This is a genomic window from Bacillus sp. FJAT-22090 (assembly GCF_007676755.1).
Taxonomy (GTDB): Bacteria; Bacillota; Bacilli; order Bacillales_A; family Planococcaceae; genus Psychrobacillus.
Genome location: NZ_VEBK01000007.1, coordinates 39,925 through 54,710, shown reverse-complemented (window position 1 = coordinate 54,710; position 14,786 = coordinate 39,925). Strand labels below are relative to the sequence as shown.

The window sequence follows — 14,786 nt, the reverse complement described above, 5'->3', positions numbered from 1 at the left end:
CCACAAATTAAGCAAAATCAAACGCTCCAATGTTTTTAAAATGAATCTTCTATACAAGATTTCCCACAGAAATTTATATGTTATTATTTTCATTTAATAGTTTGAACCAAAATTAAAAAGACTTATCGAGTTAAGATAAGTCTTTACCATTTATTATTTTTGATTCTGTTCTAGTTGCGTAATGCGCTTTTCAAGTTCTTCCATTTTCTGTGCAAGTGGCAAGGCAACTGCCCATGAGTAAAATTGATTTACACTTTTAAATGGATCATTTCCATCCGTGATTTTTAACCGCATTGCTTCTTGTCGAATTATTTCCTGTCCTGGAGTTAATTTCTGTTCGGCCACACTAGATTCCTCCTTTTTTAATAACACAGCATGATTCAGTGCTGCTAAAGTATTTTCTCCAACTATTCCGTCTGCCGTTAAACTATGAGCCTGTTGAAATGCTTTAATCACTGTTTCCGTTTCAGTTCCTGCAATACCATCTACCACGATATGATAACCAAGAGTTCCTAAAAGCTGCTGAATGATGACAACTTCAGGATCGTATATATAATGCAAAGGATCCACCGCATATGGTTGACCTGGTGCATATTCTGGTATATGCATTTCAAAATGTAAATGGATGCCAGTACTATTTCCGGTTGTTCCTTTTATACCAATTTGTTGGCCTTGTTTAACGACTTGTCCGGATTTTATAGTGATTGTATGAAGATGGGCGTACAATGTCTCATATCTTTTACCATTCAGTACATGTGCAATAGTTACTGCATTTCCATATCCTCCTATTACAGTTGCTCTTGTAACTATCCCATTTTCTGATGCTTTTACTATAGAACTTCCATCGTTTCCAAAGTCAACTCCAGTATGGGCTTTCCACTCTCCTGTTACGGGATTCTTACGCATAGGACTGAATCTTGATGTTATTCTCCCTTCACACGGTCTAACAAACATTTTGTTTCCCCCTCTCTTTCTTTTTTAAGATTAGCAAGTACCTCTATTAATGCTTCTCTCTTTATTAATAAATGCAGATCTGAAATAATTACATAGTCGGTTGTCATAAAGTTTAAGAATGTTTTGATAACAAGTCTATTAAAAAACGCCAAAAAAGCCCCACTCGATTATGAGTGGGGCTTACATCTGACGCTATCAGTCAGACATATAGGAGAAAAACGAAGGGAGACCTCTCCAGACTATAAATCTGTTTCTCTCTATATATTTACCCCACATTATCGGTTGAAAACTAGAAAGTTTAACCACCTATTTTTATTAGAAATATTTGTTCGATTATACACTTTCTAATTTGTTATCTATCCTTTACTCATAAATAGAACATTAGCGAATAATAGGATACATTTCTGAACAACTTTATAGAGTTTATTAATTATGCATCATTACAAAAAGTATTTAGTTTTAAAAAAATAAATGAGGGAATCTCATTTATATATAAAAACGGAAGGTTCATTTGCAATATCGGAGGAGGTAAAATCAGTGCAATGCTTAAGTTGGATTGTAAAGAAGGTAAAATGCGTGCATCAGCCAATCAATTATAATCCCATTATCTAAAGAAACTCATTACTCCCCTCCATCTTTGGACAATCCCAATTGATTATACCTTTAAAATTTTTTATTAATTTTCAACAAACTATTTCTTTTAAACTACAAAGATTCTATATTATAATTAATTAAAAAGAACTACTAGAAGGGATAATAGGCCTATGAAACTTATTATGGTAGAGCTAAATAAATTATGTGATGATTATTATAAATGCCATAATTCCTTGCTACAAGAACAAATTCTTTTAGATATCAATCTGTTAAAAGAAGCGTTAAATTTGTTGTCTCAAGAAAATAATACATCATTGAATCAATAAACCGCACCTTATACTCATTCTAATGGAGTATTTTTATTTGGAAGAAGAATAATAATGAGCCAATAGGGTATAGAACAGTTAATCAGCTCATTTCATTTAGTATCTAACATTAAGGTTTCTTTGTTTTAGAAAAATAAAGAAACCTTGATGGGAGGTGATTAAATGAGAAAGGTCTATGGTATAAAAAGTTTACTAGCTTACCTTGACTCTGTAGACTACCCTATATCAGAAGAGAGAATTCACGAGCTGATATCAAATAAAGAAATACCTCACCTTAGGCCTATCAGCAATATGTTTGCATTTAATTTAGAGCATATTGATTGGTGGGTAAGTGAACAACGCTTAAAATCATAGAGTAAAAGCCCTATTCAACGTAGGGCTTTTACTACGTTTTGTCACGGAATCAGGATAATAATAATGAAATATAAAGACCCAATAAAAAGTTCCACGGTGCCCCTTTCATAACTGTTTTTGTGTCCACTGCCTCACTTCTTAGTACCATGAGTATAAAGAAAATCTCTATAACTCCTGCGACAATAAAAAATGGAGTATGAATGAATTCACTTGTAAAGTAACCAATATGCAATAAAACCAGGACATACCTTGAAAGATGGAATATTTTTAAATCTTTTATTGTTTCTTTTGATTCTATCAGCTTAGACAAATCATAAGTTCCTCGTATGCTTTTTCTAAAATAATCGTGCGTTGCTAGCCTATTTAGTCTTGTTTTATTAACTAACAACTTCATTATCACAGCTTTTTCTATTCGGTGGTTGATCCTTCCATGTAATAGCACTTCCTACACTCTTTCGTATAATTTGAATAATATTTGAGTCATCCTTCCAGTTTAAAAACCAGCGGAAATGCGTAAACTTTATACCCGCGAGCTAATTCTGCCAGGAAAGTTTGATTTAGTTCTAGTTTTTGTTAATTATTTCTTTCCAAATTGAGGTGGAGAACATGAGAATATTCCTTTTAGTAGCCACAGTTATTCTTTTAAACAGCGCCTTAATTTATTTTATTTTTATAAAAGAATACCGTAAGAAAGCTTGAATTCCAATTACACACCATAATGAGCAATTGTTAACCAAAATGATCAAATAAATAACTTAATCTATGCAGTAAAATAAATTAGCTGTCTCAAAACGAATTCTTACTTTTTTAGAATTCGTTTTTTACTTTTGTTTATTAAAAAAACACCGAACAAGTCAACTCACGACTGAACGATGTTTTCAAATAATTTTTTTATTTTTTTGGGGGCGATTTGGGGGCGCATATGATTTTCTATAATTAAATTAAAGATCTGCCCCCACCATAAAACCTCATTACCTCAATGTTTACAAGCTTAGTACATCTTCAAGTATTGTTCACGTTCCCAAGGGTGTACAGTCGTACGGAACATATCCCATTCAATCTCTTTCGCTTCGACAAAGTTTGCGTAGATATGCTCACCAAGTGCTCCGCGGATAATGGTGTTTTTGCCTAATTCCTTCACCGCAGCATCCAAAGTTGGAGGAAGATTATGAATACCGTTTTCGATACGTTCTTCTTCTGTCATTACATAAATGTTACGATCTACTGCTGGTGGTGGTGTTAATTTTTCTTTAATTCCATCAAGACCTGCTTGTAGGATTACAGCCATCGCTAAATATGGGTTGGCTGCTGGATCTACAGAACGCACTTCAATTCGTGTGCTTAAACCTCTTGAGGAAGGAATACGAACTAATGGGCTTCTGTTTTGACCTGACCATGCAACGTAGCAAGGAGCTTCATAACCAGGAACTAAACGTTTATATGAATTTACAGTTGGATTCGTAATAGCCGTAAAACTTTGAACATGTTTTAATACGCCTGCCATAAATTGCATAGATGTTTCGCTCATCTTAGTTTCTGTTGACTCGTCAAAAAATGCATTTTCTTTCCCTTTGAATAACGAAACGTTAAAGTGCATTCCAGATCCATTTACACCGAAAAGTGGCTTTGGCATGAATGTTGCATGAAGCCCATGCTTACGTGCAATTGTTTTAACAACTAATTTAAACGTTTGAATGTTATCACATGCTGTGACAGCATCTGCATATTTAAAGTCAATTTCGTGTTGCCCTGGAGCTACTTCATGGTGAGATGCCTCTACCTCGAAGCCCATTTCTTCTAGCTCAAGTACGATATCTCGACGGCAGTTCTCCCCAAGATCTACAGGTGCCAAATCAAAATAGCCACCATGGTCATTCAATTCTAATGTTGGTTCACCTTGTGCATCTAGTTTAAATAAGAAAAATTCTGGCTCTGGCCCTAAGTTAAAGCTTGTGAAGCCTAGCTCTTCCATTTCCTTTAAAATACGTTTTAAATTGTTACGTGGATCTCCTTCAAATGGAGTTCCGTCTGCTTTATTCACGTCGCAGATTAAACGAGCAACTTTCCCTTTACCAGTAATCCATGGGAATACAACCCAAGTGTTCAAATCTGGAACTAAATACATATCTGATTCTTCAATTCGTACAAAACCTTCGATGGAAGATCCGTCGAACATCATTTTATTGTCGAGAGCTTTATCGAGCTGACTCACTGGAATTTCTACGTTTTTAATTGTACCCAGTATGTCTGTAAACTGAAGACGAATAAAATTCACCTCGTGTTCTTGAACGAACTTTCTAATATCTTCTTTTGTGTACTTGCTCATTTTTTCACTCTCCTAAATACTTTTTATAATTAAATCCCGTTCTATTGAAAGAAACGGGATAAATCTCCTTGCCTTAAAGATGCCCTTTGATGCCTTTGGGCTAATTGCATTTCTTCTTTTACAATAGCACGTAACTGTGCATCTGAAATAACTTGTTTTTTATCGTTATTTACAGCTGGATTGTTTTTCATTTCAAATATTTGTTTAATACCGGCAATATTGACCCCAGTTGATAGCATATCCTTTATCTCCAATAATATGTCAATATCATCTAGAGAGAACATGCGTTGTTTTCCTTCCGTACGTGCAGGCTGAACCAATTCATGCTCTTCATAATAACGAATTTGTCTCGCTGTCAAACCGGTTAACTGCATGACAATATTCATCGATAATAGTGGCATGGAACGTCTCCATTCCTTTTCCATCACTGCACCTCCTAGTTGGATATAAAAATAGTATATGTCACGTTAGCTAACATGTCAACTTCATGTAAGAAAAAGTGACATGAATTTTTGAAATAAATTTATTACGCCATTATATAGGGATAGTGCGTCTTAACAGGTAACCACTATGATTTTCTCTGCTTACGGATGCTTTCCGCCGGGGGAGCGTTGAGCCCATTCCCATCCGCTTGCGCATTCGTTGGAATGGCTCATTTGCCCTCTCATCCGGCAGGAGTCGCCGCCAGCAGAGAAAATCAATGGGAAACGGCTTGCTTCCTCAACACTTATTATCAAAAAAATGCAGTTAAGTAATGTCGGTTATCAGAAAATCGCTAATGGTAACCAAATCGCAGTGGAAAGCAAATAATTCTTAACATAGCAAGTTTTTTTGGGAGAAAACCGCTTATTATCTTCCGTCACGATAGGGACTATGTGTCGCAAATTTGTTGCTATCCAAGCGTAAAAGTTTCATCCCATCAAAATATGGCGAATCTGGTCTAGAAAGTTACGAGTAACGTCTGATATGGTACGCAAATTTTAATGGACGATCTAATCCATGTAAATTAAGCAGATTCTTCATGGAAAGTGCATGGGAATCAGTGTCCGCTAGCATGTCTGCGGAGAAATGGTTGCGCTCGTTGCCAATTTGGTTGCTTTCAAGCTCAAACTGGTTGCGTTGCCTATTAAATTGGTTGCTTTCACGTGACAATTGGTCTCGCTTAGCCATTTCCTAACTTTTAATGGCTAATAAATACAGATAAAAGCGTCAATTTGGATGGATTGGAGCGAAAAGGGCGGCGACTCCAGTGGGATTAAGTGAGTAAGAGGAGACTTCACATCGACCGCCAAAGCGGACGGTGAAGGCTCATCACTCACCCCACGGAAAGCGTCCGTCCTGTAGCGGAAATCCAAGCGGTTACCTGTTACGATGTATTATCCCTATAAAGTGACACCGCACACTTTGATTAGAAATAAAAATAGCGTAGAAAGTGACAGGTCACTTCCCACGCGCTTTCAAATTTTTATATTAACGTAACGTTTGCAATGCTCCCAAAATGGCATATTTAACATGCTCATATGTTAAACCACCTTGTATAAACGCTGTATAGGGAGGACGAATAGGACCATCTGCTGTCAATTCCATACTGGATCCTTGGATGAATGTTCCTGCCGCCATAATAACATCATCTTCATACCCCGGCATATACGCAGGTTCAGGGGCAAATTGTGCGTTTACTGGGGAATGCATTTGGATCGCTTTGCAGAACTGAATCATCTGCTCAGCAGTTGGAAAGGATACCGATTGAATGAGATCTGTTCTCTTTTCCGTATAATGTGGCTCCGTGACCATTCCAGCTTCCTCTAAAACAGCAGAAGTAAATATAGCACCTTTCACAGCTTGTGAGACAATATGTGGCGCTAAGAAGAAACCTTGGTACATATCCATTAAAGTGTTTAAGGAAGCACCTGCCTCTGCTCCAATTCCAGGTGAGGTCATTCGATATGCACACTTAGTAACAAACTCACTTTTGCCTGCAATATATCCTCCTGTTTTCGCTAGGCCACCTCCTGGATTTTTAATAAGCGAACCCGCCATTAGATCTACCCCTACATTCGTCGGCTCTAACTTTTCTACAAATTCACCGTAACAGTTATCAACAAATATAATAGCATCTTCTTTGATTTCTCTAATTTTTTTAACCATTTCTTTTATTTGTTCCACAGTAAAGGAAGGTCGAACAGCATATCCCTTAGACCTTTGGATAGCAATTACTTTAGTATTGCTTTGTACTTTTTCTTCCACGGTTGTCCAGTCTATAGCGCCGTTCTCTAACAAATCAACATGTTGATAGGAGATACCAAAATCAGCAAGTGAGCCAGTGTCTTCCTCTCCACCGCTCACAATCGATTGAAGTGTATCATACGGTTTTCCAGTTATGTATAAGAGCTCATCGTTCGGTCGTAATACACCAAACAAACTAATGGAAATCGCATGTGTTCCCGAAATAATTTGAGGGCGTACGAGTGCTGCTTCTGCACCAAATGTTGTTGCATATACTTTTTCAAGTGTATCTCGGCCTTCGTCGTCATATCCATAACCTGTTGATGGGTTGAAATGGTGGTCGCTTACCTGATGTGTTTTAAATGCATGTATTACTTTTTGTTGGTTTAAAAATGCAATTTGCTCTACTTCCTTATGAAATTCAGCTATCTTCACCTCAGCTTGTGCTGAAAGGGCTAACATTTGTTCTGTCAATGTTGTTTCAAAATTCATGGTATTTTACTCCTCTTTCAAAATAGAAAAGACTAATTTCAACAAATGAAATTAGCCTTTAATGCTGCTTCAAGTTAAAACTGTAATTCGCCTTCCCAATCCATCATACCACCTACTACATTTGTTACATTATAGCCGTGTTCCTCAAGAATTTCACAAGCCATTGCACTACGGCCGCCTGCTTTACAAATAATATAATGTGGAACTGATTTATCAATTTGGGCGATACTTGTTTCTACTTGACCAAGTGCAATATGTTGTGCACCTGGAATAATACCGGTAGCCACTTCGTCACTTTCACGCACATCTATGACACTTACTGATTCACCAGCATCTATTTTTTGTAAAAGTTCTTCTGTTGTAATTACATTCATTTTTTACTCTCCACTTCCATATATATTCCTTCAAATCATAATAGGAACATGTTTGCATGTCAATTTACCTGACTTATTCTTCATTAATATTTACTGGTTTAGATGGAGCAAATGTTGAAATCGCATGCTTGTATATTAACTGTTGCTTCCCATCAGATTCAAATAGAACTGTAAAATTATCGTATGATTTAACTAAACCTTTCAATTGAAAGCCGTTCAATAAAAACACAGTTACAAAAATATTATTTTTTCTTAACTGATTCAAATAATTGTCTTGAATATTCATAGGTTTCATCCTAATACCTCCATTATGCAATTTACATAAAAAAACTCTCCATACGTAATATTCGCCTTAATTATTTATTTTCCTGCAAGAATTCAGTAATTTCTTTTATGATCTTTTCGCTATCTATAAATGGATTATACCAATGGATGTCCATCTTATTGCGGAAGTATGTCAGTTGACGTTTCGCATATCTTCTTGAATTTTGTTTCAAATGTTCAAGTGCCTCCTCTAGCGACATTAGACCATCCAAATAAGCATAGATTTCCTTATAGCCAATTGCTTGTATCGATTGAACACCGCGAATACCTTTTTCATGCAGTTGTTTAACTTCATTCAATAATCCTTTTTCAATCATCGTATCTACTCGTTTATTAATGCGCTCATAAAGTAGTTCACGGTCAATGGATAATCCAATAATATAATGCGGGTATACATTTTCTCGTCCATGGTTCTGTTCAATTTCGTTTTTCTGTTTGCCACTAAGCTCCACTCGTTCTATGGCGCGAATAATTCGCTGTATATTGTTTGGATGGATCTCTTCTGCTGCTTGAGGATCCTCTTTTTGTAAACGTTTATACAATTCGTCTGAAGAAAGTTTTTCTAATTGTCGTTGTATAGAATTATCTATTTTTGGTTGTTCTGTAAAGCGGAAATCATATAACACGGATTGAATATAAAGACCGGTTCCCCCAACAATAATTGGAAGCTTACCTCTAGAAGCTATTTCATCTATTTTGTCTCTAACTATCTTTTGGTATTCTGCAACAGAAAAACTATCAGTAGGATCTTTAATATCCAACAAATGATGAGGAATTCCTTCCATTTCATCATCTGTGATTTTAGCAGTTCCAATTGAGAGCTCCCGATATATCTGCATGGAATCCCCATTAATAATTTCTCCATTAAATGCTTTTGCAAGTTCTATACTTAAAGCGGTTTTTCCAACTGCTGTTGGCCCTACAACAGCTAATACAATAGGCTTATCAGTCATTTTTTATCATCCAATTTACGATATATTGATACGTCTGCATCTTATTTACTTCGTTTAAAATTTCATGTCGTGCATTTTCTATTAATTGTACTGTCACATTATTCATCCCTGCATCGCTAAAACTTTTCGCTACTTTAAATATATCCTTGCCATCTTTTCCAACGGGATCTTGTAGTCCACTTATGATTAGTACCGGCAAATCTTTTCTGACTTTATTTATTTCCTCTTCTTTATGAATGAGTTTTAATCCACTAAAAAGGTCGATATAAAACTGATTGGAAGGAATGAATCCACAGAGTGGATCTTCTATATACTTTTTGACTTCGTCCTCATCTGAACTTAGCCAATCAAAGTCTGTTTGTGCATCTTTAATTTTCTTATTGAACCCACCAAACGAAAGCTTATTTAAGAGATTGCTTTCTGTTTTAGGTGTTTGCAAATTGGATGCAATCTTTCCAATAATTGTGCCAATATTCCCCATTACACCAGGACTGAATGTTGTTCCACAAATAACAACTTTGCTTAGTGATTCACTATATTTTTGCATATATCTTCGAGCTATAAACGAGCCCATACTATGGCCGAATAAGATTAGTGGTATTTCTTCCATATCTTCTCTGACTTGCACTAACACTTCCCGGACATCCTCAGTAACACGTTCAAAGCCATCATTTTCACTCCAAAACCCTAAAAGTCCATTTTTCTCAGCTGTTTTACCATGACCACGATGATCATGTCCACTGACGATAAATCCATGATCCACTAGAAATTGTGCAAATTCCTCATAACGATCTATATGTTCAGCCATCCCGTGCAATAGGTGGACATGTGCAATCGGGGTTTGTTCTGGAATATACTTCACAATATGAACAAGGTGATTATCAGACATTTGACCTTCTAAAATAGTTTTCAGAGTGCAACCCTGCTTTCGTTTAAAGTAGATTCCATTAATAGTTTATCTAATTGATTTCGGAAAGACGTTACTTCTTGTTCGGTATAATGTAATAATTGCCCCATTATCTTCAATATATCCCCTTTATATTTTTTAAATTGATCAACTTGGAAATATAGCATTCCTGTTCTTCTAACTAAAAAATCTACTGGAGAATAGGCCATTTCTTCGTGAACAGCATAATACACTTGTGCTAGTAGGCTTAGTGGGATATCTAGAGCAGTCGTCGATAAAATATGTGCATATTGAAATATTTTATCAACATTAGTCCCGTAAATCTTTGCCAATCTCATCCCTTCTTTTTCAGTGAGTCCATAAGATGGGGCTATCTGTGCTTTTTTTGCTATAAAAGCTTCAAATTGGTCCGACCCACCTACATCACCGCCCGATAAAACTAAATGTTTTGTGACACATGGACCGTACTTCTCATCACCTAGTTGCTTGGAAATTGCATTCACAATGGTTTCCGCCATTTTACGATAACCTGTCAATTTACCACCAGCTATGGTGAACAACCCGGCTTCTGACTGCCAAACTTCATCTTTCCGAGATATCTCGGATGGGTCTTTTCCATCTTCATATATAAGTGGTCGTACGCCTGCCCAAGAGGATTCTACTTGATTTTTCGAAACGTTTACTAACGGAAACATATGGTGAATTGCGTTTAGCAAATAATCTACATCTTCTTCTGTAGCAACAGGATGTTCGATATTTCCTTCAAAAAAGGTGTCGGTCGTCCCAACATATGTTTTTCCATCGCGTGGGATGGCAAATATCATCCGTTTATCTGGAGAGTCGAAGTAAATAGCTTGCCTTAAAGGAAAAATAGACTGATCCATCACAATATGAACACCTTTTGTTAACTTTAGCTTTTTCTTATTATCGATAGAATCCAATGCTCGCACGGCATCTACCCACGGCCCAGTTGCATTTACAATTTTTTTCGCGTGAATATTTATTCTTTTATTTTTTACAACATCTACGATTTCTGCGCCTATCACCTTATTTTGCTCATTATAGATAAATGATTTAGCTTTTGCGTAGTTTAAACAAACTGCACCTTTTTCAATTGCTTTCTTAATTACTTCTATAGTAAGTCTCGCATCATCTGTTCGATATTCTACATAATACCCCCCACCAAGAAGGTCTTTACTTTTTACAAGTGGTTCCTTTTCGATTGTTTCTTCAGGAGTTAACATATAACGACGTTCCTCTTTTTTTACACCCGCTAGAAAGTCATATACTTTTAGACCTGCTGATGTACTCAGTGGACCAAATGTTCCTTTTTTATGAAAAGGAAGTAACATCCATTCAGGTTCCGTTACATGCACAGCATTTTCATATACAATTTCTCTTTCTTTTCCGACTTCTGCTACCATCTTTACTTCGAATTGCTTTAAATAGCGCAGACCTCCATGTACAAGTTTTGTTGACCTGCTAGAAGTTCCAGCAGCAAAATCTTGCATTTCCACTAATGCCACAGACATGCCACGAGTTACTGCATCCAATGCTATACCTGCTCCAGTAATACCTCCGCCAATCACTAATACATCAAACTCATAAAAGTCCAGCGTTTGCAAAATTTGTTCACGTTCCACTGAAGATTTCAATTATTCCACCTCGTTGTCTGAAAGTTTGAACACTCTTGTTGCTTCCACAGCTTTTTTCCACCCTTTATACAACTGCTTCCGATACTTTTCATCCATTTTCGGTTTGTATAGTCTTTGACTTACACGCATATTGGCAAGTTCCTGTTCATCTTTCCAATAACCAGTTGCAAGGCCCGCTAAAAAAGCAGCTCCAAGTGCAGTTGTTTCATTTAACTTAGCCAGTTCGATTGGTAAATCTAACAAGTCGCTTTGAAATTGCATAAGAAACTCATTACTCACAGCACCGCCGTCCACACGAAGAATTTCTACATCTACATTTGAGTCGTGTTCCATTGTAAGGAGTACATCTTTTGTTTGATAAGCCAATGATTCAAGTGTGGCTCGTATGAAATGTTCTTTAGTCGTGCCTCGCGACAAACCGAAAATTGCACCTCTTGCATCCGAATCCCAATATGGAGTGCCAAGCCCAACAAATGCTGGAACAATATAAACTCCATCCGTTGAATCTACTCGATTTGCATAGTTTTCTGACTCTGAAGCTTTTTTTACCATACGTAATCCATCTCGCAGCCATTGAATAGCAGATCCCGCGACAAATACGCTTCCTTCTAACGCATATGTTACTTTACCGTTTAACCCCCATGCTATCGTAGTTAATAAACCAGAGGACGATGTTACTGCTTCTTCCCCCGTATTAAGTAACATAAAACAACCTGTGCCATACGTGTTTTTGGCCATCCCTTTTTCAAAGCAACATTGACCAAATAGAGCAGCTTGCTGATCACCCGCTGCTCCGGCAATATCAATTGCTTTCCCAAAAAATACGGAAGGATCCGTTTTTGCATATACTTCAGATGAAGATGCAACTTTTGGTAGCATAGTGAGCGGGATATTTAGCTTTTCACAAATTTCCGCATCCCATTGTTGTTCATAAATGTTATAGAGCATAGTTCTAGAAGCATTGGAGTAATCTGTTACATGGACACTGCCATTAGATAATTTCCATATTAACCAAGTATCTATTGTTCCAAAAAGTAATTCCCCGGCCTCGGCTTGTTCTTTAGCACCCTCTATATTATCTAATATCCACTTTACTTTTGTTGCAGAGAAGTAAGGGTCAAGCATGAGACCAGTTTTTTCTTTAAAGAATGTATCAAGCTGTTCTTTTTTGAGTTCGTCAATAATATCTTGTGTCTGTCTTGATTGCCAAACGATGGCATGATAGATAGGCTTTCCCGTTTTTTTATTCCACACGACGGTTGTTTCGCGCTGGTTTGTTATTCCAATTGCGTGAACATCTTCAGGTTGGTTGCCACTTTCTGTTAGAACAGTTGCAATGACAGATAAAACAGAACCCCAAATTTCTTGTGCATCATGCTCTACCCATCCGGCTTTTGGAAAAAATTGCGTAAATTCCTTTTGAGCGACATGAACAATATTGCCTTGTTTATCGAATAAAATAGCTCGTGAGCTTGTAGTACCTTGATCAATTGATAAAATATACTTTCCCATTTAGACCCTCCTACATTACTCGTTTAAACATTTTTTCTATTTCATACGTAGAAAAGTGAACAATAACTGGTCGACCATGTGGACATGTAAGTGGATGCTGTGCGTTCTTCAAACTTTCAAGAAGTTGTTGCATATCATTTACCGTTAAATAATGATTGGCTTTAATAGATAATTTACAACTCATCATAATCGCTGCTTCTTCCCGCAGCTTTTTAATATCTACTTTTCGGTTCGTTAATACTTGTTCAATTAAGCTTTCTATAATTTTGGTTTCATGGCCTTTCGGAAACCAGGCTGGATGTTCCCTTACTACAAAGCTAGTAGAACCGAACTCCTCTAAAAATATTCCAACCTCTTTTAACTCTTCTAAAGACTCTTTGATCCTATATGCTTCATCTAATGAATAGTGAAAGGTTAGGGGAAGAAGCAACGCTTGTCTTTCGCTTGCATTTACTTCTCCAACCTTTTCTTTGTAAAATTCGTATTTAATCCGTTCTTGTGCTGCGTGCTGATCAATAAGGTAAAAACCATCATCGCTTTGCGCAACAATATACGTTCCATGAATTTGTCCTACAACATGTAAGTCTGGAAAAGGCTTTTTTTCTTCCACATATTCACACTCTTCTACAATTGTTTCCTCTTGTAAAGGTTCTATTTCCTCGTAAATTACGGAAGGCTGCTCTACTTCTTTCATAGGGGGAGCCATAGTCTTATCTGGTTCAGAGTATGATGGTTTGAACAAATCAAACTGCACGCTTGGCTGTTTTTTTACTTCTTGTTTTTCTACTATTTTCGGTGGCTGTTGCACGCGGTGAATGACAGAACGTATAGTTTGTCTTACTAGTTCCATTAATTCTTTTTCTTTGCTGAGTCTGATTTGATGCTTGGCAGGATGTACATTTACATCTGTAAGCATTGGATCCGTGTCAATATTTAACACTACGATTGGATATCTGCCAATTGGTAGAAGTGTATGATAAGCATCGACTATTGCATTATTTAATCCATAATGCTTAACCCAACGGCCATTTACTAAAATTGTAATATAATTTTTTGATGCACGTGTAATTTCTGGCAACGTTGCAAATCCAGAAATTTGAAAATCAGAGGACTCTTGTTGAAAAGAAACCATTTTTTTTACGTTCGAAACACCGTATATAGAAGCGAGAACCTGTCTCAAATCCCCTCTACCACTTGTTTGAATAATCGTTTGTCCATTATTGGATAGTTTAAATGCAATCGAAGGATAACTAAGTGCCAAACGATTGATCAAATCGATGGAATGTCCAAGCTCTGTTTGGATTGTTTTTAAATATTTTAATCTGGCTGGTGTATTAAAAAACAATTGCTTCACTTCAATATCTGTGCCTCTCCGGATTGGTGCAGGTGTACAAGAAATTACTCGACCACCTTCCAGCTCTACTTTTGTTCCAATATTATTTCCATCGGAAGTCCATAGACTAATTTTTGAAACTGAGGCTATACTCGCAAGTGCTTCCCCCCGAAAACCTAAAGAACGGATTCTAAACAAATCATGTTCTGTTGTGATTTTCGAGGTCGCATGCCTTGAAAAAGATTGTACTGCGTCCTCCTCGTCCATCCCTTTTCCATTATCGGTCACTTGTATTTTCGCTAATCCTGCTTCTTCTAACACTATTTCAATCGATGTACTTTCTGCATCAATTGCATTTTCGACTAATTCTTTTACGACTGAGGCGGGACGTTCCACTACTTCACCTGCAGCTATTTTATTGGAAAGCAGCTCTTCCATTACGATAATCTGTCCCAC

Annotated in this window: 15 protein-coding genes; 1 reads left to right on the top strand and 14 read right to left on the bottom strand. The window is 36.8% G+C overall.

Translation table 11 applies throughout. The annotated features are described in order from the left end of the window. Nucleotides 1-153: 153 nt before the first annotated feature. Entirely contained in the window at nucleotides 154-954 is an 801-nt protein-coding gene (locus FS486_RS10370; RefSeq protein ID WP_144511267.1) for a peptidoglycan DD-metalloendopeptidase family protein, read from the bottom strand. After that, nucleotides 924-1,106: a hypothetical protein gene (locus FS486_RS10365; protein ID WP_144511266.1), complete on the bottom strand. Its 183-nt coding sequence runs from the start codon at nucleotides 1,104-1,106 to the stop codon at nucleotides 924-926. Before FS486_RS10365 ends, FS486_RS10370 begins: the two co-directional genes overlap by 31 nt. A 930-nt stretch (nucleotides 1,107-2,036) precedes the next feature. On the opposite strand from FS486_RS10365, the gene FS486_RS10360 reads away from it, so the two are divergent. Further along, entirely contained in the window at nucleotides 2,037-2,228 is a 192-nt protein-coding gene (locus tag FS486_RS10360) for a hypothetical protein (RefSeq protein ID WP_144511265.1), read from the top strand. A gap of 49 nt (nucleotides 2,229-2,277) precedes the next feature. On the opposite strand, the gene FS486_RS10355 is transcribed toward FS486_RS10360, so the two are convergent. From FS486_RS10355 to mutL, 12 genes are all read right to left on the bottom strand, one after another. After that, nucleotides 2,278-2,622, bottom strand: a complete 345-nt coding sequence (locus FS486_RS10355; RefSeq protein ID WP_144511264.1) for an ArsB/NhaD family transporter — start codon at nucleotides 2,620-2,622, stop codon at nucleotides 2,278-2,280. A gap of 597 nt (nucleotides 2,623-3,219) precedes the next feature. Continuing rightward, the gene (glnA, locus tag FS486_RS10350) at nucleotides 3,220-4,554 is read right to left on the bottom strand and encodes a type I glutamate--ammonia ligase (protein WP_144511263.1); all 1,335 of its coding nucleotides are present in this window, start codon (nucleotides 4,552-4,554) and stop codon (nucleotides 3,220-3,222) included. Between the two features lie 41 nt (nucleotides 4,555-4,595). Beyond that, nucleotides 4,596-4,979: a MerR family transcriptional regulator gene (locus FS486_RS10345; RefSeq protein WP_144511262.1), complete on the bottom strand. Its 384-nt coding sequence runs from the start codon at nucleotides 4,977-4,979 to the stop codon at nucleotides 4,596-4,598. A 523-nt stretch (nucleotides 4,980-5,502) separates the two neighbouring features. Then, a complete protein-coding gene (locus FS486_RS10340; RefSeq protein WP_144511261.1) occupies nucleotides 5,503-5,724 on the bottom strand; it encodes a hypothetical protein in 222 nt (73 codons plus the stop codon). Between the two features lie 300 nt (nucleotides 5,725-6,024). Then, nucleotides 6,025-7,272: a methionine gamma-lyase family protein gene (locus FS486_RS10335; RefSeq protein ID WP_144511260.1), complete on the bottom strand. Its 1,248-nt coding sequence runs from the start codon at nucleotides 7,270-7,272 to the stop codon at nucleotides 6,025-6,027. A gap of 74 nt (nucleotides 7,273-7,346) precedes the next feature. Then, complete coding sequence (locus tag FS486_RS10330; protein WP_144511259.1) at nucleotides 7,347-7,646, bottom strand: rhodanese-like domain-containing protein; 300 nt, start codon at nucleotides 7,644-7,646, stop codon at nucleotides 7,347-7,349. A 73-nt stretch (nucleotides 7,647-7,719) separates the two neighbouring features. Further along, nucleotides 7,720-7,941: an RNA chaperone Hfq gene (gene hfq / locus FS486_RS10325; protein WP_144511258.1), complete on the bottom strand. Its 222-nt coding sequence runs from the start codon at nucleotides 7,939-7,941 to the stop codon at nucleotides 7,720-7,722. A 61-nt stretch (nucleotides 7,942-8,002) separates the two neighbouring features. Beyond that, complete coding sequence (gene miaA / locus FS486_RS10320; protein WP_144511257.1) at nucleotides 8,003-8,923, bottom strand: tRNA (adenosine(37)-N6)-dimethylallyltransferase MiaA; 921 nt, start codon at nucleotides 8,921-8,923, stop codon at nucleotides 8,003-8,005. Further along, nucleotides 8,916-9,812: an alpha/beta hydrolase gene (locus tag FS486_RS10315; protein ID WP_144511256.1), complete on the bottom strand. Its 897-nt coding sequence runs from the start codon at nucleotides 9,810-9,812 to the stop codon at nucleotides 8,916-8,918. The genes miaA and FS486_RS10315 overlap by 8 nt, the downstream gene beginning before the upstream one ends. Nucleotides 9,813-9,832: 20 nt before the next feature. After that, entirely contained in the window at nucleotides 9,833-11,485 is a 1,653-nt protein-coding gene (locus FS486_RS10310) for a glycerol-3-phosphate dehydrogenase/oxidase (RefSeq protein WP_144511255.1), read from the bottom strand. After that, complete coding sequence (gene glpK, locus FS486_RS10305) at nucleotides 11,486-12,997, bottom strand: glycerol kinase GlpK (RefSeq protein ID WP_144511254.1); 1,512 nt, start codon at nucleotides 12,995-12,997, stop codon at nucleotides 11,486-11,488. A 10-nt stretch (nucleotides 12,998-13,007) separates the two neighbouring features. Continuing rightward, nucleotides 13,008-14,786, bottom strand: coding sequence for a DNA mismatch repair endonuclease MutL (gene mutL, locus FS486_RS10300; protein WP_144511253.1), 1,779 nt, complete (start codon nucleotides 14,784-14,786; stop codon nucleotides 13,008-13,010).